Genomic DNA, 22691 nt, shown 5'->3' on the forward strand with positions numbered 1-22691 from the left:
GGTCGCGTGCGACGCTGCCGTCGTGGGTGAGCCGTTCCTCGGCAGTGAGGCCGTAGCGCGCGGCGTGTTGACGAGAAGTCGGCTGAGCACTGGCTACACCCGGCTGTTCCGAGACGTGTATGTCAGCAGAGACCACGAGGTTACCGCCGTGCTACGCGCGAGGGCCGGGTGGCTGTGGAGCGGGCGTCGGGGTGTGGTCGCCGGGTTCTCCGCGGCGGCGCTGCACGGAAGCAAATGGGTCGACGCCATGACGGTGGTGGACCTCATCCACCACAACCGCCACCGCCAGCCCGGGATCAGGGTTCATGAAGAGCGGATCGAAGAAGATGAAATTGCGGTCGTAGAGGGGATTCTGGTGACCTCGGCGTCCAGGACGGCTCTCGATCTCGGTTGCTGGTATCCGACCACCGCAGCGGTTGCCGGCATCGATGCATTAGCCCGCGAAACCCGAATCAAGGCGGCCGATGTCGAGCTGCTCGCGCAGAGATACCCGGGACGCCGCGGCATCGTCCGGGCAAGGGAAGCTATCGCACTCTTCGACGGTGGGTCGCAGTCTCCCAAGGAGTCCTGGCTGCGCGTTGTTTTGACCCGGGCCGGATTACCGCCACCGCAGACGCAGATCCGGGTGGTTGACGACCTTGGCGACGCGGTGGCCTACCTCGATATGGGTTGGGAGGACCTGAAAGTCGCGGTCGAGTACGACGGTGATCATCATCGCAGCGACCGGCGTCAGTATGGCTGGGATATTCGTCGCTCGGAAATGCTGCAGCGACTCGGTTGGATCGTGGTGAGGGTGGTCGCCGGGGACCGGCCCGCCGACATCATTGCCCGGGTACGCGAGGCGCGCGCCCGCCGAGCGTGAAGTTAGTTTCACGCTCGGCACCGAACGTGAAACTAACTTCACGTTCGGCGGCAAAACGGCGAGAAGGCAAGCAGCGCGAGCCCTAGGCCGGGACCAGCTCGACGCCGGAGAGCACGACGGCGTTGTCGCGCGAAGGCGCGACAACGCTGGCCAGAAATCGCCCACCCTCTTTCCAGATGCCGACCTTCAGCGTTTCGCCGGGGAACGCCACCCCGGCGAAACGCGCGCCGTAGGCCGCCACCGCGCCGGCGTCGCCGTCGAGCAGGGCGTCGACGATCGCCTTGCAGGTCATGCCGTAGGTGCACAACCCGTGCAGGATCGGCTGGGAAAACCCTGCGGCAGCGGCGAATTCGGGATCCGAGTGCAGCGGGTTGCGGTCGCCGCACAGCCGGTACAGCAGCGCCTGCTGCGGCAGGATCGGCACGTCGACCTCCAGGTCGGGGGCCCGCTCCGGCGCGGCGTCGCCCCCCGACGGGCCGCGTTCCCCGCCGAAGCCGCCCTCGCCGCGGGCGAAAATCGAGCGCTTCTGCGTCCACAACAGGGTGCCGTCCGGCGCGGTCACCTTCGTCTCGCTCCAGATCACCGCGGCCTTGCCCTTGTCCCAGATGTCGGTGAACCGGGTGACGGCGCGCGCGGAGCCCGAAGGCGGCAGCGGAGCGGGCACCTCGACCCGCTCGGACGCGTGCAGCACCTTGCCCAGCTCGATGTCGATGCCGGGGAACTGCACGGTCGGCGGCTTGGTGGCGTGGAAGGTGGCGGCCACGTTGCCGAACGTCGGCAGCACCTGCGGGGTGTCGTCGACCAGGTAGCGCAGCTCGCGCGGATCCATCGGGTCGGACCCCGCGCCCAGCGCCAGGTGGTAGAGCTGGACATCACTGCTGGCCCAAGAGAATTCGATGGGATCCAGCGCGGCGTTCAGCGCGACGTCTACGTCGATCGGCATGTCAGTTCTCTCCCGCGATGTGCAGCGCCGCCAGGTAGCCGAATGTCATGGCCGGACCGATGGTGCCACCCGGACCCGGGTACGTGTGGCCCATCACCGGCGCGCTGACATTGCCCGCGGCGTAGAGACCTTCGATGATACTGCCGTCGTCGCGCAGCGCACGGCCGTGGATGTCGGTGCGGATGCCACCCTTGGTGCCCAAATCGCCCGGCACCATCTTGGCGGCGTAGTAGGGCGGGTGGCTGATCTCGCCGAGGTTGGGATTGGGCTTGTTGGTGGGATCGCCGTAGTACCTGTCGTAGGCGCTCTCGCCGCGATGGTAGTCCTCGTCGATGCCGGTGCGCGCGAAGCCGTTGAACCGCTGCACGGTGGCCAGGAATTCGTCGACCGGAAGGCCCGCCTGCGAGGCCAGCTCCTCGAGCGTTTCGGCCTGGATGATGACGCCGGACTCCAGCCATTTACGCGGAATACGTTGCCCCGGTTGCAATCCGGCGAAGATGTAGCGATCCCGGTACTGCTGGTCGAACACCAGCCACGCCGGGATGTTCTCGCCCGGCCCGGGACCCTGACCGTATTCGCCGCCGTACATGTGATGGCAGGCCTCGACATAGGGCATCGACTCGTTCATGAACCGCTTGCCCGACATGTTGACGATGATCGACCCCGGCGAATTGCGCTCGGACAGCGCGAACCACGGCGCGCCGACCAGCGGCACGGTCGGACCCCACCAGGCGTCTTCCATCAATTCCAGTGCGGCGCCCAGCTTTTCGGCCGCCAGAATCCCGTCACCGGTGTTCGCCTTGGCGCCCACGGTCCACTCGGTGGTGATGGGCGCGCGCTGGTATTTCACCCGCATCTGCTCGTTGTGCTCGAAGCCGCCGCTGGCCAGGATCACACCGCGGCGCGCCCGGATCAGCCGCGGCTCGGCGGACTCGGCCGCCTGACTGTCGCGGACATAGACCCCGCGCACCACGCCGTCTTCGAGGTACAGGTCGGTCAGCGCGGTGTTGAGCACCACCGGAACGCCGGCCCGCTGCAAACCGATGCGCAGCGGCCCGATCAGCGCCCGGCCCATGCCGACCAGGTTCTTGCCGGTCGCCTTGGCCCACATGGTGCGGGCGCCGACCTTCAGGCTGCGCAGCACACCCCGCGGGTGGCGCTTGAGCTGGTTCAACCGCACGTAGTCCTGTTGCATGACAACGACGTTCAGCGGCACCTTGCCGTACGCCGGTTCCAGGCCGGCCTCGTCGGGCCCCAGTTTGCGGGCGTTGAACGGCTTCGGCTCGATCGACCGGCCCTCCGCGCGTCCGCCCGGCGACTCCGGGTAGTAGTCGGAGTACCGCGGCACCCAGCACATCTTCAACGGCGTGTGCTTGAGCACGAAGGACAGCATTTCCGGCCCGCGTTCCAGGTAGGTGTCGATGCGTTCCGGCTCGACGACGTCGCCGATGATCCCGTGCAGATAGGTGCGGGCCGCCTCCGGGGTGTCCTTCACCCCATCACGCTTGAGCACTTCGTTATTTGGGATCCAAACACCGCCGCCCGACCGCGCGGTCGAGCCGCCGAAGTGGGGGGCCTTCTCGATGACTATGGTGGAAAGACCCCGGTGAGCGGCGGTAAGTGCGGCCACCATACCGGCTCCGCCGCTCCCGACCACGACGACGTCGTACTCCTGCGCTGACATGTAGAACACGTTATAGAATTGCCCGGGGCGGCCGCTACTGGCCCGGTCGACCGTACGAGGAGACTGCAAGAAAATGCTCAGTGTTGCCACCCGCGACGAGCTGGCTGCCGAGTTGGCGCAGGCCGAGCGGAGCGGTGAGCCCATCCCACCGCTGACCGCCGCCTACCCCGAAATCGACGTCGTCGACGCGTATGAGATTCAGCTGATCAACATCCGGCAGCGGGTCGCCGAGGGCGCCCGGGTGCTGGGCCACAAGGTCGGGTTGTCGTCGTTGGCGATCCAGCAAATGATGGGCGTCGACGAGCCGGACTACGGGCATCTGCTCGACGACATGCAGTTGTTCGAAGACACCCCGGTCAAGACGAACCGCTACCTCTACCCGCGGGTGGAGGTCGAAGTCGGCTTCATCCTGAACGCCGACCTGCCGGGGGCGGGCTGCACCGAGGACGACGTGATGGCGGCCACCGAGGCGTTCGTTCCGGCCATCGAGCTGATCGACACCCGCATCACCGACTGGAAGATCGAGTTGTGCGACACCATCGCCGACAACGCCTCGTCGGCCGGCTTCGTCCTGGGTGCGGCCCGGGTGTCCCCGCAAGACATTGACATCAAGGGGATCGACGCGGTGCTGCGCCGCAACGGTGAGGTGGTGGCCGAGGGCCGCACCGACGCGGTGCTGGGCAACCCGGTGACCGCGGTGGCCTGGCTGGCCCGCAAGGTGGATGGCTTCGGGGTGCGGCTGCGCAAGGGCGACGTGGTGTTGCCCGGCTCGTGCACGAAGGCGATCGACGCGCACCCCGGCGACGAGTTCGTCGCCGACTTCGCGGGCCTGGGTTCGGTGCGTCTGTCGTTCGAATAGGCTCGAGTTAAATCGACCAACTTAAATCTCAACAGCTTCGTAAGGAGCGTCATGCCGACTAAAGCAAAAGTGGCGATTGTCGGGTCGGGGAACATCAGCACGGACCTGCTCTACAAGCTGCTGCGATCCGACTGGCTGGAACCGCGCTGGATGGTCGGCATCGACCCGCAGAGCGAGGGCCTGGCCCGGGCCCGCAAGCTGGGCTTGGAGACCACCCACGAGGGGGTCGACTGGCTGCTGGCGCAGCCGGAGAAACCCGACCTGGTCTTCGAGGCGACCAGCGCCTACGTGCACCGCGACGCCGCCCCCAAGTACGAGGCCGCCGGCATCCGGGCCATCGACCTGACGCCCGCCGCGGTGGGCCCGGCCGTCATCCCGCCGGCGAACCTGCGCCAGCACCTGGACGCGCCGAACGTCAACATGATCACCTGCGGCGGGCAGGCCACGATTCCGATCGTCTACGCCGTCAGCCGCGTCGTCGAGGTGCCCTACGCCGAGATCGTCGCGTCGGTGGCGAGCGTGTCGGCGGGCCCGGGCACCCGCGCCAACATCGACGAGTTCACCAAGACCACCAGCCGGGGCGTGGAGACCATCGGCGGCGCCAAGCGGGGCAAGGCGATCATCATCCTCAACCCGGCCGACCCGCCGATGATCATGCGCGACACCATCTTCTGCGCCATCCCCGAGGACGCCGACCGGGACGCGATCGCGCAGTCGATTCACGACGTCGTCAAAGAGGTGCAGAGCTACGTGCCCGGCTACCGGCTGCTCAACGAGCCGCAGTTCGACGACCCGTCGCTCAACTCCGGCGGCCAGGCGCTGGTCACCACGTTCGTCGAGGTCGAGGGTGCCGGCGATTATCTGCCCCCGTACGCGGGCAACCTGGACATCATGACCGCCGCGGCCACGAAGGTGGGCGAGGAGATCGCCAAGGAGACGCTGTCGGTGGCAGGAGGCACGCGATGACTACCGATATTTTCTTCAACCCGATGTGGGACGTCCGGCTGACCGACACGTCCCTGCGCGACGGGTCGCACCACAAGCGCCACCAGTTCACCAAGGACGAGGTGCAAGCCATCGTCGCGGCCCTGGACGTCGCGGGGGTGCCGGTCATCGAGGTCACCCACGGCGACGGGCTGGGCGGCTCGAGCTTCAACTACGGGTTCTCCAAGACCCCCGAGCAGGAGCTGATCAAGCTGGCCGCCGAGACCGCCAAGGAGGCCAAGATCGCCTTCCTGATGCTGCCCGGGGTGGGCACCAAGGAGGACATCAAGGAGGCCCAGAACAACGGCGGCTCGATCTGCCGGATCGCCACGCACTGCACCGAGGCCGACGTGTCCATCCAGCACTTCGGCCTGGCCCGCGAACTCGGGCTGGAGACCGTCGGCTTCCTGATGATGAGCCACACCATCCCGCCGGAAAAGCTCGCCCAGCAGGCCCGCATCATGGCCGACGCCGGCTGCCAGTGCGTCTACGTGGTCGACTCGGCCGGCGCGCTGGTGCTCGAGGGCGTGCGCGACCGGGTGGCCGCGCTGGTCGCCGAGCTCGGCGACGACGCCCAGGTCGGTTTCCACGGGCACGAGAACCTCGGGCTCGGCGTGGCCAACAGCGTCGAGGCCGTCCGGGCCGGCGCCAAGCAGATCGACGGCTCGTGCCGCCGGTTCGGGGCCGGGGCGGGCAACGCGCCCGTCGAGGCGCTGATCGGCGTGTTCGACAAGATCGGCGTCAAGACCGGCATCGACTTCTTCGACATCGCCGACGCCGCCGAGGAGGTGGTCGCGCCGGCCATGCCCGCCGAGTGCCTGCTCGACCGCAACGCCCTGATCATGGGCTATTCCGGGGTGTACTCGAGCTTCCTCAAGCACGCCATCCGCCAGTCCGAGCGCTACGGGGTGCCCGCGCACCAGCTGCTGCACCGGGCCGGTCAACGCAAACTCATCGGCGGTCAGGAAGACCAGCTGATCGACATCGCGCTGGAGATCAAGCGCGAGCAGGAAAGCGGGGCCGCGGCGGCGCGCTGAGCCGCCGCGTTCGCACAGCCGACGCAAAGCTTGCGCGGGTAACCTGGCGCGCATGAGCACATCCAACACAGTCGGCGCCCGTCGCCGCGGGCTGTACGGCCTGCTCGCCGAGGGGTTACTCACCGCTGCCGCCGCGACGGTGATCGCGCTACCCGTGGCGGGCGTCGCCCACGCGGAATGCAATCAGGACGTCGGTCAGTCCATCGACTCGTACCTGCAGAAGCACCCGGACCTGCACCAGCAGCTGCAGCAAAGGTCGCAGGCCGAGGGTGGCAACGGCAACGTCATCGACTACCTCAATCGGCATCCCGACGTGCGCCAGCACCTGATCGACCTGTCGCACTCCTGCCCGCCCTAGGTGAGCCGGCCTCGTCGCGCGACGCCGTGGGCGACGCGCGGGAACGTTCGCCATTGACGAAAAAGTAGAACACGTTCTAGCGTCTAGGCGTGTTCTCTGATCCGCTCACCTCCGCGATCGCCGAGGCCGAAAATCTGGTGGCCGCCGCGCCGCACATCGAGACCGAAGCCGACCTGCTGGAGGGACTGCAGTACCTGGCCGGCTGCATCTCGGCCTGTATCCACCTGGCGGTCGACTACGAGCGCGACCACCCCTTCCTGCAATCGGGCACCGGGCCGTTCACCAAGATGGGCCTGGACAACCCCGACACGCTGTACTTCGGCACCCGGGTGCACGCCGGCTACGACTACGTCGTCACCGGCCGCCGCGGCACCACCACCGATTTGAGTTTTCAGCTGCTCGGCGGCGAGTACACCGACGACAACGTGCCGGCCAGCCAGGCCGCGTTCGACGACCGCGAGCTCGACATCGCGCCCGACGGCAGCTTCGAGTGGCGGGTGCGACCGACCAGCAACGGTCAGCTGGTGATCCGCGAGGTGTACGGCGACTGGGCCGCCCAGCGCGGCACCCTGGCCATCGCACGGGAGGACACCGCGGGCACGGCGCCGCCGCCGCTGACCCGCGAGACGATCGAAAAGCGTTATGCCACAGCCGGAAAACAACTCGTGAACCGGGTGAAGACCTGGCTGCAGTTCCCGCAGTGGTTCTACTTCAACATCCCGGTCAACACCATGGTCGCGCCCCGGTTGACGCCGGGCGGGCTGGCGACGCAGTACTCGTCGGCCGGGCACTACGAACTGCAGCCCGACCAGGCGCTGCTGATCACCATCCCGGTCACCGACGCCCCCTACCTCGGGTTCCAACTGGGCAGCCTGTGGTACATCTCGCTGGACTACATCAACCATCAGACGTCGCTGAACAACACTCAGGCGCAAGCGGATCCGGACGGCAAGGTGCGCATCGTCGTCGCCGAGCAGAACCCGGGCGTGACGAACTGGGTGGAGACGGTCGGGCATCGGAAGGGCTTCCTGCAGTTCCGCTGGCAACGGGTGTCGCGCCAGCTCACCGAGGCCGACGGCCCCACCGTCGAGCTGGTCGACTTCGACGCCGTACCGGCCAAGCTGCCCTACTACGAGCACAACAAGATCTCCGACGACGAATGGCGGGCGCGAATCGCGTTGCGCCAACAACAGGTTGCGGCAAGGATGCTGGGGTGACGATGGCAGGGATGCTCGACGGCAAGGTGGTGGTCATCAGCGGCGTGGGGCCGGGGCTGGGCACCACGCTGGCGCACCGATGCGCCGACAGCGGGGCCGACCTGGTGCTGGCGGCGCGTACCGCCGAGCGGCTGGAGAAGGTGGCCAAGGAGGTCAACGACGGCGGCCACCGGGCGCTGGCGGTGCGCACCGACATCACCGACGACGACGAAGTCGCCTACCTGGTCGAGACCACCATGGCGACCTACGGCAGGGCCGACGTGCTGATCAACAACGCGTTCCGGGTACCGTCGATGAAACCCTTGGCGGGAACCAGTTTTCAGCACATCCGTGACGCGATCGAGTTGAGCGCGCTGGGCGCGCTGCGGCTGATCCAGGCCTTCACGCCCGCGCTGGAGACGGCGCACGGATCCATCGTCAACGTCAACTCCATGGTGCTGCGTCATTCGCAGGCCAAGTACGGTGCGTACAAGATGGCCAAGTCGGCGCTGCTGTCCATGTCGCAGTCGCTGGCCACCGAGCTGGGCGAAAAGGGCATCCGGGTCAATTCGGTTGCGCCGGGCTACATCTGGGGCGATACCTTGCAGGCCTACTTCGAGCACCAGGCGGGCAAGTACGGCACCACGGTCGAGCAGATCTACGCGGCCACCGCCGCCAACTCCGACCTCAAACGCCTGCCCACCGAGGACGAAGTCGCTTCGGCCATCATGTTTTTGGCCAGTGACCTGTCCAGCGGCATCACCGGGCAGACCTTGGACGTCAACTGCGGGGAATACCACACGTGAGCGATCGCACCGACATCGGCACCGTCGAGGAGCTGCACGCATCGGCCACCAAGCTGACCGGGCTCGACGACTTCGGCACCGACGACGACAACTACCTGCAGGCGCTGGAGGTGCTGCTGGACTCCTACCGGCGGGAAGCCGGCCTTACGGTGTTGGGCAGCAAGATGAATCGCTTCTTTCTGCGCGGCGCCCTGGTGGCGCGCCTGCTGTCGGAGTCGGCCTGGAAGCAATACCCGCAGTACGCCGACGTCGCGATCCAACGGCCGATCTTCGTCACCGGCCTGGTGCGCACCGGGACCACGGCGCTGCACCGGCTGCTGGGCGCCGATCCCGCGCATCAGGGCCTGCACATGTGGCTGGCCGAATTCCCGCAGCCGCGGCCGCCGCGCGAGACCTGGGAGTCCAACCCGCTGTACCGCCAGCTCGACACGCAATTCACCCAGCACCACCGGGACAACCCGGGCTACACCGGGCTGCACTTCATGGCCGCCTACGAGCTGGAGGAGTGCTGGCAGCTGCTGCGGCAGTCGCTGCACTCGGTGTCGTATGAAACGCTGGCGCACGTCCCCAGTTACGCGCAGTGGCTGTCCGAACAGGACTGGACGCCGTCGTATCAGCGCCACCGCCGCAACCTTCAGCTGATCGGGCTCAACGACGCCGACAAGCGCTGGGTGCTGAAGAACCCCAGTCACCTGTTCGCGCTGGACGCGTTGATGGCCACCTACCCGGATGCGCTGGTGATCCAGACTCATCGCCCGGTCGAAACGATCATGGCGTCGATGTGCTCGCTGGCCCAGCACACCGCCGAAGGATGGTCGACCACGTTCGTCGGGGCCCAAATCGGCGCTGACGCAATGGATACCTGGTCGCGGGGGCTGGAGCGGTTCAACACCGCACGGGCCAAGTACAACCCGGCGCAGTTCTACGACGTCGACTACAAGGAGTTGATCGCCGACCCGCTGGGCACCGTGGCCGACATCTACCGGCACTTCGGCCTGACGCTGACGGAGGAGGCGAAGGCGGCCATGGCCAAGACCCACGCCGACAGCCAGTCCGGCGAGCGGGCGCCCAAGCACAGCTACTCGCTGGCCGACTACGGCCTCAGCGTGGAGACGGTCAAGGAGCGGTTCGCCGGGCTGTGATCGCCCGCGCAGTCAGTCGTCCAGATATCCCTCGGCGACGGCATGCTCGATGCTGTCGCCGAGCTTCGGGCAGGACTTGGTGCGCGCGGTGTCGCCCCCGGCCCGGCGGACCTCGGTGAAATACGCACAGCGCTGCCAGGCTTCGGTGTTCCACTGCACCGCGGTGTGCCCCGGCCCGAGCCGGCGGACGGCGACCCGCGCGTGGCAGAACCGGCAGTCCACCGGCAGCAGACCCGAGTTGAGATAGCGCTCCCGGTCGGCGCGGCTGGCCTCGGCGACGGCGGCCGCACGCTGCGGGTCATCGGTGAAATCCCTTGACTTCGACCAAGATCCACCGTTGGCCGGCGACGCGGCGGGCCGCTCGTCGTGGTCGTGATGATCGCCGTGCAACAACAACATCGACCGAGCGAGTCGATCGACGTCGGGAACCGCCGGCTGATCGTCGGTCATGGCGGTCAGTGTTGTTCGGCGGGAACGTCTTCGGACTCTTTGGCCTTCAGGTTCTGCGCGACCTCGGCATTCCAGTACTCGTTGGCCCGGGTGGTGTCCACCTCGATCTCGAAGCGCTCCACCATCTCCGGCTCGATGTCGGCGACGTCGACGTAGAACTGCTGGTACCAGCGGCGCAGCTGGTAGACGGCGCCGTCCTCCTCGACCAGCAGCGGATTGTCGATGCGGGTCTTGTGCTTCCAGATCTCGACGTCCTGCAGGAAGCCCTTGCTGACCCCCTCGGTGAACACCCGGGACAGCTTGTCGGTCATCTCCTCGTCCATGCCCTTGGGCTTCTCCACGATCACGCCCCACTGCAGCACGAACGAGTTCTGCGTCACCGGGTAGTGGCAGTTGATCAGGATCGACTCGGCCTTGTAGTCGCCGTAGCTGTTGTGCAGCCAGTTGATCATGAACGACGGACCGAAGTAGGACGCCTCCGAATCCAGATGTGCCTCACCGTAAGACGTGCCGAGGTCGTTCACGTCCGGGCGGCCCACGTTGTGCAGGTACTGCGACGCGATGTGGCCCTCGAACACGTTCTTGAAGTACGTCGGCAACCCGAAATGGATGTAGAAGAAGTGCGCCATGTCGGTGACGTTGTCGATGATGTCGCGGCAGTTGGAGCCCTCGATGAGGATGCGGTTCCACCGCCAGTCGGTCCACTCGTCGCTGTGCGCCTCCGGGATCTCCGGGATGCGGACGGCCGGGTCCGGCGGGTTGTTCTCGTGGTCGTGCCAGACGAACAGCAGCCCGCCCCGCACATCGGTGGTCCACGACCGGGTGCGCGCCGTCTTCGGCGTGCGCTTGGCGTACGGCACCAGCTTGCACCGGCCGTCGCCGCCCCAGCGCCAGTCGTGGAACGGGCAGGCGACCTCGTCGCCCTTGATGGTGCCCTCCGACAGGTCACCGCCCATGTGCCGGCAGTAGCCGTCGAGCACGTGGATGTCGCCGTGTGAGTCGGCGAAGACGACCAGTTTGGTGCCGAACGCCTCGATCGAGTGCGGCTTGCCGTCCTGGAAGTCCTTTGCGACGCCCAGGCAGTGCCAGCCACGGGCGTATCTGGTCGGCAGGGCGCCGGGATCGATCTCCCGGATGCCGACCGGCTTGGTGTCGGTAGCCACCTGTCACCTCCAACTCGCTGGCCCTCTAACTAGAACACGTTACAGTTTTGCGCCGGGCCCGCGCAACGAAGGCAAGCCTGCCTGGGCCGTTCCGCGAGTTCGGCGGCGCTCGGGTATATCTAGACGATGCCGCTGTTTGCTTTCGAGGGCCGCTCGCCGCGGGTGGACCCCACCGCGTTCGTGGCGCCGACGGCCACCCTGATCGGCGACGTGGTCGTGGAGGCGGGAGCCTCGGTCTGGTTCAACGCGGTGCTGCGCGGCGACTACGGGCCCATCGTGGTGCGCGAGGGCGCCAACGTCCAGGACGGTTCGGTGCTGCACGCGCCCCCCGGCATCCCGGTCGACATCGGTCCGGGGGCGACGGTGGCGCATCTGTGCGTCATCCACGGCGCGCACGTCGGCCCCGAGGCGCTGATCGCCAACCACGCCACCGTGCTGGACGGCGCGGTGATCGGCGCGGGCAGCCTGGTGGCGGCGCATTCGCTGGTCACCGCGGGCACCCAGATTCCGGCGGGGATGCTGGCCATGGGCGCGCCGGCCCAGATCAAGGGCCCGGTCGCCGGTACCGACGCGCAGCTGTGGGTCAAGCTGAATCCGCAGGCCTACCGCGACCTCGCCCAGCGGCATCTGGCCGGGCTGGAACCGATCTAGCGGCCCCGCGCTAGCCGGAGATCTTCTTGGTGTTGGCGGCCGCGCGGTCCATCTCCCAGTAGGCGCGCAGCGCGACCAGCTTGCCCTCGTCGTCGGCCTTGTAGGTGAATACGCCCTCGGCGGTGGTCTGGTAGTCACCCGTCGTGATGAGGATGTGCCCGACGTTGGCTTCCTCGTTGCCGCACTGATAGGTGTCGCGAAAGACGAACTCGATCTTGGTGGTGGGCGCGATCGCCTTGTCCCAGAAGGCCGAGATCGCCGCACGGCCCCGATGCCCCTTGCCCTCGGGGTCGAAAACCGAAGGGCCGATGGGGTCCTCGACGACGGCGTCGTCGGCGAACACCGTCAGCCAGGCATCCTTGTCCCTGGCCGTCACCGCCTCGCGGGACCGGCGGCCGGCTTCGTGCGCGGGATGCACGCTCAGACCTTCTCGGCGGCGGGCTTGTCGGCGCCGACCACCCACATCGAGTAGTACTGCGAGCCGCCACCGTAGGCGTGTCCCAACGCCTTCCGGGCGCCGGGCACCTGGTGATCGCCGCCCTTGCCCATCACCTGGATGGCCGCTTCGGCGAAGCGGATCAGCCCCGAGGCGCCGATCGGGTTCGACGACAGCACACCACCGGACGGGTTGACCGGCAGCCGGCCGCCGATCTTGGTCTCGCCCGCCTCGGTGAGCTTCCAGCCCTCGCCCTCGGGAGCAAAGCCGAGGTTTTCCAACCACATCGGCTCGAACCAGGAGAACGGCACGTAGATCTCCGCGGCATCGATCTCGTCGATGGGGCTCTTGATGCCGGCGGCCTTCCACAGCGCGGCGGCCGCGTCACGCCCGGCCTGCGGGCTGACCTGGTCGCGCCCGGCGTAGGCCAGCGGCTCGGTGCGCAACGCCGTGGCATGGATCCACGCCACCGGATTGCCTTGCGCCAGACGGGCTTCGGCGGCCTCCTCGTTACCGATCACCACCGCGCAGGCACCGTCCGACGACGGGCAGGTCTCGTCGTAGCGGATCGGGTCCCACAGCATCGGCGACTCCATCACCTTCTCCAGGGTGATGTCGGGCTGATGCAGGTGCGCCAACGGGTTGCGGCATCCGTTGAGCCGGTCCTTGACGGCGACCATGGCGCCGATGTGCGTCGGTGCGCCGGAGCGGCGGATGTAGGCCCGCACGTGCGGGGCGAAATAGCCACCGGCACCCGCGCCCACCGGCTTGATGAACGGAACCGGAATCGACAACGCCCACATGGCATTCGACTCCGACTGCTTCTCCCAGGCCATCGCCAGCACGCGGCGGTACTTACCGGACTGCACCAGGCTGGCGGCCACCACCCCGGTGGAGCCGCCGACCGACCCGGCGGTGTGCACCCGGATCAGCGGCTTGCCGGTGGCGCCCACGGCGTCGGCCATGAACAGCTCGGGCATCATGACGCCCTCGAAGAAGTCGGGTGCCTTGCCGACCACCACGGCGTCGATGTCGTCGAAGGTGCAACCCGAGTCGGCCAGTGCGCGGTCGATAGCCTCGCGCACCAGGCCGTTCATCGAAACGTCTTGGCGCTTGGCCACATACTTCGTTTGTCCGGTACCCAGTACCGCGGCGATGTTCGGCCCTGCACCGGCCATCAGTTCTTCCCTTCCATGACCGCGACCAGATTCTGCTGCAGCGCGGGCCCGCTGGTGGCGTGCGCCAGCACCCGCTCGGCCGAACCATCCCAGATGTGTTGTGCGGCAAAGCCGATGCGCTCCAGGCCGGCCACGAACATCGGGTTGGCCGCCAGCGCACCGCCGGACGGATTGACCTTGGTCGGCCCCGGTATCCGGATGGCTTCGGCGATGATCAGGTGCTGGTGGGTGAACGGCGCGCAGATCTCGACCACGTCGAGGTTGTCGGTCCGCCCGCCGGTGGCGATTTCGGCGGCGGCCTTGGTGGACGGCGAATCGGTGAGGTCACGCACGCCCAGCGCCGGGGATTCGATGCGGTGCTCGATCCCGGTGATCCAGGCGGGGTTCTCGCGCAGCTCGCGGGCCCGGTCGCCGGCCGCCAGCACGATCGCCGCGGCGCCGTCGGTGATCGGCGCGATGTCGTGACGGCGCAACGGCTCGGCGAAGAACGGCCGTTCGAGCAGTTCGGCTACGGTGATCGAGCCCTCCACGTTGTCCACCCGGCGCGCATTGGCGAACGAGTCGAAGGCCACCCGCGCCATCTGCTCCTCGGTCCACTTGCCGGTGTCGAGCCCCATGCGGGCCTGCAGCCCGGCCATCGAGATCGAATCGGGCCACAGCGGCGCGACGGTGTAGGGGTCGGTCTGCCGCGACAAGATCTGGCGCAGCACCCCGGCCGAGGACTTGCCAAAGCCGTACACCAGCGCGGTGTCGACCTCGCCGGTCAGCAGCTTGATGTAGGCCTCATACAGGGCCCAGGCCGCGTCCATCTCGACGTGCGATTCGTTGATCGGCGGCACCGCGCCGATCGAGTCGATCGCCGAGATGAAGGAAAACGCCCGTCCGGCAAGGTAATCCGAGGATCCCGAACACCAGAAGCCGATATCGGCCTTGGTGATGCCCAGGTCCTGGTAGAGCTGGGCGAAACACGGCATCAACATCTCGACGCCGTTGGTGGTGCCGTCGGTGCGGCGGACATGCGGCGCGTGGGCAAAGCCGACCACCGCAACATTGCGAGCGCTCATTTGACAGGTATGCCCTTTACAGGTGGTGCTTGTAGGTGTTGTAGTCGGCGTCGGGTTCCCCGGTCGGCCGGAAGTACTCGATGTTGTCGATGCCAAAGCCCCACTGCTCGCGGGGTTTCCACACCGCTTCCACCCGCATGCCCATCCGCACCTCGTGCGCGTCGACGTCGGCGACCAGATGCAAGAACGGGATGTCGGCCCCGTCGAGCAGCACGTAGGCCGCCACGTACGGCGGCTTGATGCGCTGCCCCTGGAACGGGATGTTGATGATCGCGAACGTCGTCACCGTGCCCTTGTCGGGCAGCTCGACGAACTCCGTGGTCGGCTGGCCGGTGGCCGGGTCGGCGCCGTGCGGCGGGAAATACACCTTGCCGTTCTTGCCGGTGCGCGCGCCCAGCAGCTTGCCCTGGGCGATGGCGCGCAGGTAGGCGCTCTCCTCGTGCGAGGCGGTGTGCTGAATGGTCAGCGAGATCGGCGTGACGATCATGCCCACCGGGTCCTTGTCGGCGTCGGGCTGCTCGGCCACCGGCTCGGGGTCCTCGCCCAGCGCGAAATAGGCGATGTCGGTGATGGCGCCCACCGGCTCGTCGGCCCAGTGCACGTGCACCCGGGTGCCGGACTTGATGGCCTTGGGCTCGCCGGCGTCGACCGCGTGCAGCAGCGGGGTGTCCGCGCCGTCGAGCTTGATCAGCGCCCACGCGAACGGCCGGTCCAGCGGCTGACCTTCGATCGGGTCGGGCTGCCAGGCCCACGAGACGACGGTGCCGACCGGCGACACCGGTACCATCTCGCCCAGCGGTTCATAGGTGACCGGGTCATACTCCGGCGGCGGCACGTGTACCCGGCCATCCGATCCGCGCACACCCAGGACGCGGCGCTCACGCAGTGCGGTGAAGAACTTGCTCAGCGTGGGGCCGACTGAACGGGTGTAGTCGAACGACAACGTCAACGGCGCGGAGAGCGGTGGCTCAGGGTGATCCGTCAAGGTCGGGCTACTCGAGCTGGCTGTCACGCCATCGAGTAGAACAGGTTCTAAGAACGGATTCAACATCGGGTCTACTACCGAAGGGCGAAGACCATGAAGCTGGGACTGCAGCTGGGATATTGGGGCGCCGCGCCGCCGGAAAACCACGGCGAGCTCGTCGCCGCCGCCGAGGAAGCCGGGTATGACGCCGTCTTCACCGCCGAGGCGTGGGGATCCGACGCCTACACCCCACTGGCCTGGTGGGGCTCGTCGACGTCGCGGGTGCGGCTGGGCACCTCGGTGGTCCAGCTGTCCGCCCGGACCCCGACGGCCTGCGCGATGGCGGCGCTGACGCTGGACCACCTCTCCGGCGGCCGGCACATCCTGGGCCTGGGCGTGTCCGGCCCGCAGGTGGTCGAGGGCTGGTACGGACAGCGGTTCCCCAAGCCGCTGGCCCGCACCCGCGAATACATCGACATCATCCGGCAGGTGTGGGCCCGGGAGAAGCCGGTGACCAGCGACGGCCCGCACTACCCGCTGCCGTTGACCGGCACGGGCACAACGGGTCTGGGCAAGGCTTTGAAACCCATCACGCACCCGCTGCGCGCCGACATCCCGATCTTCCTGGGTGCCGAGGGGCCGAAGAACGTCGCGCTGGCCGCCGAGATCTGCGACGGCTGGCTGCCGATCTTCTACACCCCGCGGCTGGCCGACATGTACAACGAATGGCTGGACGAGGGATTCGCCCGGCCGGGCGCGCGCCGCAGCCGCGCGGACTTCGAGATCTGCGCGACCGCCAACATCGTCATCACCGAGGACCGCGGCGCGGCGTTCGCCGCGATGAAGCCCTACATCGCGCTCTACATGGGCGGGATGGGCGCGGAGGACACCAACTTCCACGCCGACGTCTACCGTCGGATGGGCTACGCCGAGGTGGTCGACGATGTGACCAGGCTGTTCCGCAGCGGACGCAAGGACGAGGCCGCCAAGATCATCCCCGACGAGGTGATCGACGACGCCGCGATCGTCGGCGACGTCGACTACGTGCGTAAGCAGATCAAGGCCTGGGAGGCCGCCGGCGTCACCATGATGGTGGTGTCCGGGCGCAGTACAGAGCAGGTCCGCGAGCTGGCCACGCTGATCTGAACCCGGCGCACCACCAACTAGAACACGTTCTAGTTTTCTTGCCAGTGGCCTAGAACACGTTCTAGATTGGCCGGATGGCAGGCCCGACGACGATGCAGTCAGCCCAGCGGGTGGGCGTCGCCGAAGGTCATCTCGACGTGGCCGACCGATCCGGAGATCATCGCGCGCGTCGGCAGGCCCAGCGACGCCAGCTCCTGGACGTAGGGGTGGGTGCCCAGCCGCAAGGTGGCCCCGCCGGGCCGGCCGCGCAGCCCGCGCACCCGCATCTCCCAGGGCACCTCCCGGGTGGTGCCTTCGGCGAAGGTGTAGGTCTTGAGCACCTGCGGCCGCGACGTGAACAGCGACGGCACCGGCAATCCGGGCGCGAAGTCGATGCCGGCGATGTGCGCGCCGTCGGCGCTGACGTCGAACCCGAAGCGGCCTTGTTCGCGAACGGTGAAGTCCGCCATGATCTTCGGGAATCCCCAGATCGAGCGTCCGGCCTCCAGGGTGAAGCTCTGGTCGACGGGCAGGTGATGGATGAAGGCGGCCGCCTCGCCCAGCGCCCGCCAGCCGCGCGCCGTCGAGCCGGGCGGGTTGACCATCACGCAGGTGCCGAATTCGTGGTACTGGCCCAGGTCGCCGTCGATGTAGCGGGCCAGCATCAGGTTGACCACCGCCCGGCCGGGCCGGTGCTGGCAGACCTTCAGGCCGCTGTAGTCGATAAGCCGTTGTGCCGCTTGCGCATCCACCGAAAACATCGCGGTGTGGACGTCCGCTTTTCGGATCCGCACCGGCATGGTGAGGACTGTCCCCGCAACGATGTGTTGTGACTCGGTCATGCCGGTTACTGTAATCCTTTCGTCAACATTTGGAGGCTGTAGATGACTTCGACCATCCCGGAAGCGATCGCGAACATCGATCTGGCCGACGGAAATTTCTACGCCGACCGGCGCGCGTCGCGTGAGGCGTATCGCTGGATGCGCGCCAACCAGCCGGTGTTCCGGGATCGCAACGGGTTGGCCGGCGCCACCACCTATCAGGCCATCCAGGACGCCGAGCGCAATCCGGAGCTGTTCTCTTCCACCGGCGGCATCCGTCCCGACCAGCCCGGCATGCCCTACATGATCGACATGGACGATCCCGCACATCTGTTGCGGCGCAAGCTCGTCAACGCCGGCTTCACCCGCAAGCGGGTGAAGGAGAAGGAGCCGTCCATCGGCACGTTGTGCGACACCCTGATCGACGCGGTGTGTGAGCGCGGCGAATGTGACTTCGTCCGCGACATCGCCGCCCCGCTGCCGATGGCGGTGATCGGCGACATGCTGGGCGTGCTGCCTACCGAACGCGGCATGCTGCTGAAGTGGTCCGACGACCTGGTGTGCGGCCTGAGTTCGCACATCGACCCCACGTCGGCCGAATTCCAAACGGTGATGGACGCTTTCGCTGCCTACACCGCCTTCACCATGGACATCATCGCCAAGCGGCGGGCCGAGCCCACCGACGACCTGTTCTCCATCCTGGTGAACGCCGAGGTCGAGGGGCAGCGGATGTCCGATGACGAGATCGTCATGGAGACGCTGCTGATCCTGATCGGTGGCGACGAGACCACCCGGCACACGCTGTCCGGCGGCACCGAACAGCTGCTGCGCCACCGCGACCAGTGGGACGCGCTGGTGCGCGACCCGTCGCTGCTGCCGGGCGCCATCGAGGAGATGCTGCGCTGGACATCGCCGGTCAAGAACATGTGCCGCACCCTGACCGCCGACACCGAATTCCACGGCACCGAGCTGCGGGCCGGGGAGAAGATCATGTTGCTGTTCGAGTCGGGCAACTTCGACGAGTCGGTGTTCGACGACCCGGACAGCTTCGACATCCGGCGAAACCCGAACAGCCACATGGCGTTCGGCTTCGGCACTCACTTCTGCCTGGGTAACCAGCTGGCCCGTCTCGAGCTGTCGATGATGACCGAGCGGGTGCTCAAGCGGCTGCCGGACCTGCGGCTGGCCGACGACGGCGATCTGCCGCTGCGCCCGGCGAACTTCGTCAGCGGCCTGGAGGCCATGCCGGTGGTGTTCACCCCGAGCGCGCCGCTGCTGCGCTGAGCGGGCCCGGTCGGCTGCGCCAGATCCGCTAGCTCCGCTGGCTCCGCGAGCTCCGCTGGCTTCCCGAGCGCCGCTCCTCCCCGAGCGCCGCTCCTTCCCGAGCGTGTACTCACCGCGAATTTCGGGCCGGTTTTTCGCTGCCAGTGCACGCTCGGCGCGTCCAGGCCGTCGACACCCGGGCGATGATGCCGGCGGGCGTGTCCTCGGCCGTGACCCGGACGACCGTCCACCCCAACTCGGCGAGAACCTCCGCGCGCCGAATGTCCTTGGTGAATTGTCTTCGGTCGGTGCGGTGTTGGTCGCCGTCGTACTCGACCGCCAGTTTGATGTCCTCCCAGCCCATGTCGAGACAGGCGATCAGCGCACCGTATTGGCGAACCGGTAGCTGCGTGCGCGGCCGCGGGAAACCCGCGCGGAGCAGGAGAAGCCGCAGCCACGTTTCCCGGGGAGACTCCGCGCCCGCGTCGACAAGCGGCAGCACGCTGCGGGCACGGGTGATGCCGCGGCGGCCCCGGTAGCGATCGGCGAGCAACTCGATCTCCAACACCTTCAGCTCGGTTGCGCGCGCCAGCGCGTCGATCGCGGCGACGGCCTTGTCGACGGGGGAGCGGCAGGCGATGTCGAGAGCCGTCCGTGCGGGCGTCGTCACCGGCATGCCTCCGATCGTCTGGATTTCGTCACCGACCAGCCGGTCCGACCACGTCTGGATGCCATCCGGCGGGCGGCGGTACGGGTACAGCAGCTGGGCGGGGGCGCGGTCGTCGATCCATTTCGTGCCGTACAGGGCGGCCGCGGATCTGCCCGCGACGACGCCGCGCCGACGAGACCACAACCAGGCCGACCGGGCGCGCAGTCCGGCGGACAGCGCGGTGCCGGCCGGGACGTACACGTCGGGATGGACCCTGACGAACCGGCTCCGCAGCGCGTACGGGGTCACCAGGCCGGACGCGACGGCCTCGCTTCCGATGAAAGGCTCCGCCATGGCAGGAGTGTGCCGGGGAACCCCGACAAGCGTGCCGAGCGTGCACTGAGCGCGAAAATCGGGCCCGAAAGTCGCAGTAGGTACACGCTCGGCGAGAAGAGGACGCCGGGGCGCACGCCGAGAGGACGCCGGGCGCTCGCCAAGAAGGCGCGCCCGCGCGCCGAGCGACCCGACCGGGCTAACGGTTTTGGAAGTTGGGTTTGCGCTTCTCGGCGAATGCGCGCGGGCCTTCCTTGGCGTCCTCGGACAGGAACACCTTGATGCCGATCTGCGTGTCGATCTTGAACGCCTCGTTCTCGTGCATGCCCTCGGTCTCGCGGATCGCCCGCAAGATCGCCTGGACGGCCAGCGGCCCGTTGTTCTCGATCACCTCGGCGATCTCGAGGGCCTTGGCCAGCGCCTGCCCGTCGGGGACGACGTGCCCGATCAGCCCCATCTCCTTGGCCTCGGCGGCGGTGATGTGTCGCCCGGTCAGCAGCAGGTCGCAGGCCACCGTGTAGGGGATCTGGCGCACCAGTCGCACCGCCGAGCCGCCCATCGGGTACAGGCTCCACTTGGCCTCCGAGATGCCGAACTTGGCGCTCTCGCCGGCCACCCGGATGTCGGTGCCCTGCAGGATCTCGGTGCCGCCGGCGATCGCGGGGCCCTCGACGGCCGCGATCAACGGCTTGGTCAGCCGCCGGCCCTTCAGCAGGGCATCGATTCGCGACGGGTCGTAGCTGCCGTCCTTGAAGGATTCGCCCGGCGGTTTCTTCGTCGCCGCCTTGAGGTCCATGCCGGCGCAGAAGTAGCCACCGGCGCCGGTCAGGATGCAGCAGCGGATGTCGTCGTCGTTGTCGACGCGGTCCCAGGCCTGCACCATGATCTCCATCATTTCGGTGCTCAGCGCGTTGCGCGCGTGCGGCCGATTCAGCGTCACGATGAGGGTGTGACCGCGCTGCTCGACCAGCGCGTCGGGACCGGTTTTTTCGTTTGCTGACGCCTCGGCCACGGGTACCGCCTCTCACTCGACATCGGGCATGAGCTTGCCTCGAAATGTAACACGTTCTAATTTGGTGGCCGTGGCCCTGAATATTGCCGATCTTGCAGAGCACGCCATCGACGCTGTGCCCGACCGTGTCGCCCTGATCTGCGGCGACGAGAAGCTGACCTATGCCGAGCTGGAGGAGAAGGCCAACCGCCTCGCCCACTACCTGCTCGACCAGGGGGTGAAGAAGGACGACAAGGTCGGGCTGTACTGCCGCAACCGCAACGAGATCGTCATTGCCATGCTCGGCATCGTCAAGGCGGGCGCCATCCTGGTCAACGTCAACTACCGCTACGTCGAGGGCGAGCTGCGCTACCTGTTCGACAACTCCGACATGGTGGCGCTGGTCCACGAGCGCCAGTACTCCGACCGGGTGGCCAACGTGCTGCCCGACACCCCCAACGTCAAGACCATCCTGGTCGTCGAGGACGGCAGCGACAAGGACTACCAGCGCTACGGCGGCGTCGAGTTCTACTCGGCGCTGGAAAAGGGCTCGCCCGAGCGGGATTTCGGCCCGCGCAGCGCCGACGACATCTACCTGCTCTACACCGGCGGCACCACCGGGTTCCCGAAGGGCGTGATGTGGCGCCACGAGGACATCTACCGGGTGCTGTTCGGCGGAACCGACTTCGCCACAGGCGAATTCGTCAAGGACGAGTACGACTTGGCCAAGGCCGCCGCCGAAAATCCGCCGATGATCCGCTACCCGATTCCGCCGATGATCCACGGCGCCACGCAGTCGGCCACCTGGATGTCGATCTTCTCCGGCCAAACCACGGTGCTGGCACCGGAATTCAACGCCGACGAGGTGTGGCGCACCATCCACGAGCACAAGGTCAACCTGCTGTTCTTCACCGGCGACGCGATGGCCCGCCCGCTGCTGGACGCGTTGAACAAGGACCACGACTACGACCTGTCGTCGCTGTTCCTGCTGGCCAGCACCGCGGCCCTGTTCTCGCCGAGCATCAAGGAGCGCCTGCTCGAGTTGCTGCCCAACCGGGTCATCACCGACTCGATCGGCTCCTCGGAGACCGGGTTCGGCGGCACCAGCATCGTCGCCAAGGACGCGCCGCACGCCGGCGGGCCGCGGGTGACGATCGACCACCGCACCGTGGTGCTCGACGAGGAGGGCAACGAGGTCAAGCCGGGCTCCGGTGTGCGCGGGCTGATCGCCAAGAAGGGCAACATCCCGGTCGGCTACTACAAGGATGAGAAGAAGACCGCCGAGACGTTCAAGACGTTCAACGGCGTGCGCTACGCCATCCCCGGCGACTACGCACTGGTCGAGGAGGACGGCACGGTCACCATGCTGGGCCGCGGCTCGGTGTCGATCAACAGCGGCGGCGAGAAGATCTACCCCGAAGAGGTCGAGGGCGCGCTCAAGGGGCATCCCGACGTGTTCGACGCGCTGGTGGTCGGCGTGCCCGATCCGCGGTACGGCCAGCACGTGGCCGCCGTGGTGCAGCCCCGGCCGGGGACCCGGCCGTCGCTGGCCGAGTTGGACCGCTTCGTGCGTTCGGAGATCGCGGGATACAAAGTGCCGCGTAGTCTTTGGCTGGTCGATGAGGTAAAGCGGTCGCCGGCGGGCAAGCCCGACTACCGCTGGGCCAAGGAGCAGACCGAGGCCCGCCCGGCCGATGACGTGCACGCCGCCCACGTCTCCGCCTGATCCGGC

The 22691-nt window shown here is 67.6% G+C and carries 23 protein-coding genes; 12 read left to right on the top strand and 11 right to left on the bottom strand.

Annotated elements, in window-relative coordinates; all coding sequences use genetic code 11:
* The first annotated feature begins 22 nt into the window (after positions 1–22).
* Positions 23–862 (top strand): putative endonuclease domain-containing protein, encoded by an 840-nt coding sequence (locus MAA44156_RS02685; RefSeq protein WP_009974796.1) that lies wholly within the window; start codon positions 23–25, stop codon positions 860–862.
* Between the two features lie 82 nt (positions 863–944).
* Here MAA44156_RS02685 and MAA44156_RS02690 read toward each other — a convergent pair whose 3' ends face one another.
* Both MAA44156_RS02690 and kstD read right to left on the bottom strand, forming a co-directional pair.
* Entirely contained in the window at positions 945–1805 is an 861-nt protein-coding gene (locus MAA44156_RS02690) for an enoyl-CoA hydratase ChsH3 (RefSeq protein WP_009974797.1), read from the bottom strand.
* 1 nt (position 1806) lies between these two features.
* Entirely contained in the window at positions 1807–3489 is a 1683-nt protein-coding gene (gene kstD / locus MAA44156_RS02695) for a 3-oxosteroid 1-dehydrogenase (RefSeq protein WP_009974800.1), read from the bottom strand.
* A gap of 73 nt (positions 3490–3562) precedes the next feature.
* On the opposite strand from kstD, the gene MAA44156_RS02700 reads away from it, so the two are divergent.
* From MAA44156_RS02700 to MAA44156_RS02730, 7 genes are all read left to right on the top strand, one after another.
* Positions 3563–4348, top strand: coding sequence for a 2-keto-4-pentenoate hydratase (locus tag MAA44156_RS02700; RefSeq protein WP_003875689.1), 786 nt, complete (start codon positions 3563–3565; stop codon positions 4346–4348).
* A 51-nt stretch (positions 4349–4399) separates the two neighbouring features.
* Positions 4400–5314, top strand: a complete 915-nt coding sequence (locus MAA44156_RS02705) for an acetaldehyde dehydrogenase (acetylating) (protein WP_009974801.1) — start codon at positions 4400–4402, stop codon at positions 5312–5314.
* Entirely contained in the window at positions 5311–6369 is a 1059-nt protein-coding gene (gene dmpG / locus MAA44156_RS02710; protein ID WP_009974802.1) for a 4-hydroxy-2-oxovalerate aldolase, read from the top strand. The genes MAA44156_RS02705 and dmpG overlap by 4 nt, the downstream gene beginning before the upstream one ends.
* Before the next feature lie 52 nt (positions 6370–6421).
* The gene (locus MAA44156_RS02715) at positions 6422–6727 is read left to right on the top strand and encodes a hypothetical protein (protein WP_009974803.1); all 306 of its coding nucleotides are present in this window, start codon (positions 6422–6424) and stop codon (positions 6725–6727) included.
* 89 nt (positions 6728–6816) lie between these two features.
* Entirely contained in the window at positions 6817–7944 is a 1128-nt protein-coding gene (locus tag MAA44156_RS02720) for a hypothetical protein (protein ID WP_009974804.1), read from the top strand.
* 2 nt (positions 7945–7946) lie between these two features.
* Positions 7947–8729 carry an SDR family oxidoreductase gene (locus tag MAA44156_RS02725; protein ID WP_009974805.1) on the top strand — a complete coding sequence of 261 codons (783 nt, stop codon included), beginning with the start codon at positions 7947–7949 and terminating at the stop codon, positions 8727–8729.
* A complete protein-coding gene (locus MAA44156_RS02730; RefSeq protein WP_009974806.1) occupies positions 8726–9871 on the top strand; it encodes a sulfotransferase family protein in 1146 nt (381 codons plus the stop codon). The genes MAA44156_RS02725 and MAA44156_RS02730 overlap by 4 nt, the downstream gene beginning before the upstream one ends.
* 12 nt (positions 9872–9883) lie before the next feature.
* Here MAA44156_RS02730 and MAA44156_RS02735 read toward each other — a convergent pair whose 3' ends face one another.
* Entirely contained in the window at positions 9884–10321 is a 438-nt protein-coding gene (locus tag MAA44156_RS02735) for a hypothetical protein (RefSeq protein ID WP_009974809.1), read from the bottom strand.
* Positions 10322–10326: 5 nt separating this feature from the next.
* Positions 10327–11484, bottom strand: a complete 1158-nt coding sequence (locus tag MAA44156_RS02740; protein WP_009974810.1) for a 3-ketosteroid-9-alpha-monooxygenase, oxygenase component — start codon at positions 11482–11484, stop codon at positions 10327–10329.
* A gap of 126 nt (positions 11485–11610) precedes the next feature.
* Between MAA44156_RS02740 and MAA44156_RS02745 the strand changes: the two genes are divergently transcribed.
* The gene (locus MAA44156_RS02745) at positions 11611–12135 is read left to right on the top strand and encodes a gamma carbonic anhydrase family protein (protein WP_009974811.1); all 525 of its coding nucleotides are present in this window, start codon (positions 11611–11613) and stop codon (positions 12133–12135) included.
* A gap of 10 nt (positions 12136–12145) precedes the next feature.
* On the opposite strand, the gene MAA44156_RS02750 is transcribed toward MAA44156_RS02745, so the two are convergent.
* The 4 genes from MAA44156_RS02750 to MAA44156_RS02765 are packed head-to-tail and all read right to left on the bottom strand — an operon-like array spanning position 12146 to position 15825.
* Positions 12146–12553, bottom strand: coding sequence for a nuclear transport factor 2 family protein (locus MAA44156_RS02750; RefSeq protein ID WP_009974812.1), 408 nt, complete (start codon positions 12551–12553; stop codon positions 12146–12148).
* Positions 12554–12555: 2 nt separating this feature from the next.
* Positions 12556–13749 carry a thiolase family protein gene (locus MAA44156_RS02755; protein ID WP_011723676.1) on the bottom strand — a complete coding sequence of 398 codons (1194 nt, stop codon included), beginning with the start codon at positions 13747–13749 and terminating at the stop codon, positions 12556–12558.
* A complete protein-coding gene (locus MAA44156_RS02760) occupies positions 13749–14813 on the bottom strand; it encodes a thiolase family protein (protein WP_009974815.1) in 1065 nt (354 codons plus the stop codon). The genes MAA44156_RS02755 and MAA44156_RS02760 overlap by 1 nt, the downstream gene beginning before the upstream one ends.
* Before the next feature lie 16 nt (positions 14814–14829).
* Positions 14830–15825: a Zn-ribbon domain-containing OB-fold protein gene (locus MAA44156_RS02765; RefSeq protein WP_009974817.1), complete on the bottom strand. Its 996-nt coding sequence runs from the start codon at positions 15823–15825 to the stop codon at positions 14830–14832.
* Positions 15826–15891: 66 nt separating this feature from the next.
* Between MAA44156_RS02765 and MAA44156_RS02770 the strand changes: the two genes are divergently transcribed.
* Positions 15892–16923 (top strand): LLM class F420-dependent oxidoreductase, encoded by a 1032-nt coding sequence (locus MAA44156_RS02770; protein WP_009974818.1) that lies wholly within the window; start codon positions 15892–15894, stop codon positions 16921–16923.
* Positions 16924–17021: 98 nt separating this feature from the next.
* On the opposite strand, the gene MAA44156_RS02775 is transcribed toward MAA44156_RS02770, so the two are convergent.
* A complete protein-coding gene (locus tag MAA44156_RS02775) occupies positions 17022–17744 on the bottom strand; it encodes an acetoacetate decarboxylase family protein (RefSeq protein WP_009974819.1) in 723 nt (240 codons plus the stop codon).
* Positions 17745–17786: 42 nt separating this feature from the next.
* Between MAA44156_RS02775 and MAA44156_RS02780 the strand changes: the two genes are divergently transcribed.
* The gene (locus MAA44156_RS02780; protein WP_003875704.1) at positions 17787–19007 is read left to right on the top strand and encodes a cytochrome P450; all 1221 of its coding nucleotides are present in this window, start codon (positions 17787–17789) and stop codon (positions 19005–19007) included.
* A 109-nt stretch (positions 19008–19116) separates the two neighbouring features.
* Here MAA44156_RS02780 and MAA44156_RS02785 read toward each other — a convergent pair whose 3' ends face one another.
* Positions 19117–19989 carry a type IV toxin-antitoxin system AbiEi family antitoxin gene (locus tag MAA44156_RS02785; protein ID WP_009974820.1) on the bottom strand — a complete coding sequence of 291 codons (873 nt, stop codon included), beginning with the start codon at positions 19987–19989 and terminating at the stop codon, positions 19117–19119.
* Positions 19990–20167: 178 nt separating this feature from the next.
* Entirely contained in the window at positions 20168–20980 is an 813-nt protein-coding gene (locus MAA44156_RS02790) for a crotonase/enoyl-CoA hydratase family protein (RefSeq protein ID WP_003875706.1), read from the bottom strand.
* Between the two features lie 64 nt (positions 20981–21044).
* Between MAA44156_RS02790 and MAA44156_RS02795 the strand changes: the two genes are divergently transcribed.
* Positions 21045–22685, top strand: a complete 1641-nt coding sequence (locus MAA44156_RS02795; RefSeq protein ID WP_003875707.1) for an acyl-CoA synthetase — start codon at positions 21045–21047, stop codon at positions 22683–22685.
* The last annotated feature ends 6 nt before the right edge of the window (positions 22686–22691 follow it).

The sequence above is a fragment of the Mycobacterium avium subsp. avium genome (assembly GCF_009741445.1).
In the GTDB taxonomy this organism is placed as follows: Bacteria; Actinomycetota; Actinomycetes; order Mycobacteriales; family Mycobacteriaceae; genus Mycobacterium; species Mycobacterium avium.

Bases quoted from the DNA above. Each gene is read 5' to 3' on its own strand.
- kstD (WP_009974800.1), bottom strand. From the start codon at position 3,489: ATGTCAGCGCAGGAGTACGACGTCGTCGTGGTCGGGAGCGGCGGAGCC.
- MAA44156_RS02785 (WP_009974820.1), bottom strand. From the start codon at position 19,989: ATGGCGGAGCCTTTCATCGGAAGCGAGGCCGTCGCGTCCGGCCTGGTG.
- MAA44156_RS02760 (WP_009974815.1), bottom strand. From the start codon at position 14,813: ATGAGCGCTCGCAATGTTGCGGTGGTCGGCTTTGCCCACGCGCCGCAT.
- MAA44156_RS02700 (WP_003875689.1), top strand. From the start codon at position 3,563: ATGCTCAGTGTTGCCACCCGCGACGAGCTGGCTGCCGAGTTGGCGCAG.
- MAA44156_RS02770 (WP_009974818.1), top strand. From the start codon at position 15,892: ATGAAGCTGGGACTGCAGCTGGGATATTGGGGCGCCGCGCCGCCGGAA.
- MAA44156_RS02735 (WP_009974809.1), bottom strand. From the start codon at position 10,321: ATGACCGACGATCAGCCGGCGGTTCCCGACGTCGATCGACTCGCTCGG.
- MAA44156_RS02705 (WP_009974801.1), top strand. From the start codon at position 4,400: ATGCCGACTAAAGCAAAAGTGGCGATTGTCGGGTCGGGGAACATCAGC.
- MAA44156_RS02780 (WP_003875704.1), top strand. From the start codon at position 17,787: ATGACTTCGACCATCCCGGAAGCGATCGCGAACATCGATCTGGCCGAC.
- MAA44156_RS02775 (WP_009974819.1), bottom strand. From the start codon at position 17,744: ATGACCGAGTCACAACACATCGTTGCGGGGACAGTCCTCACCATGCCG.
- MAA44156_RS02715 (WP_009974803.1), top strand. From the start codon at position 6,422: ATGAGCACATCCAACACAGTCGGCGCCCGTCGCCGCGGGCTGTACGGC.
- MAA44156_RS02745 (WP_009974811.1), top strand. From the start codon at position 11,611: ATGCCGCTGTTTGCTTTCGAGGGCCGCTCGCCGCGGGTGGACCCCACC.
- MAA44156_RS02690 (WP_009974797.1), bottom strand. From the start codon at position 1,805: ATGCCGATCGACGTAGACGTCGCGCTGAACGCCGCGCTGGATCCCATC.
- dmpG (WP_009974802.1), top strand. From the start codon at position 5,311: ATGACTACCGATATTTTCTTCAACCCGATGTGGGACGTCCGGCTGACC.
- MAA44156_RS02755 (WP_011723676.1), bottom strand. From the start codon at position 13,749: ATGGCCGGTGCAGGGCCGAACATCGCCGCGGTACTGGGTACCGGACAA.
- MAA44156_RS02725 (WP_009974805.1), top strand. From the start codon at position 7,947: ATGGCAGGGATGCTCGACGGCAAGGTGGTGGTCATCAGCGGCGTGGGG.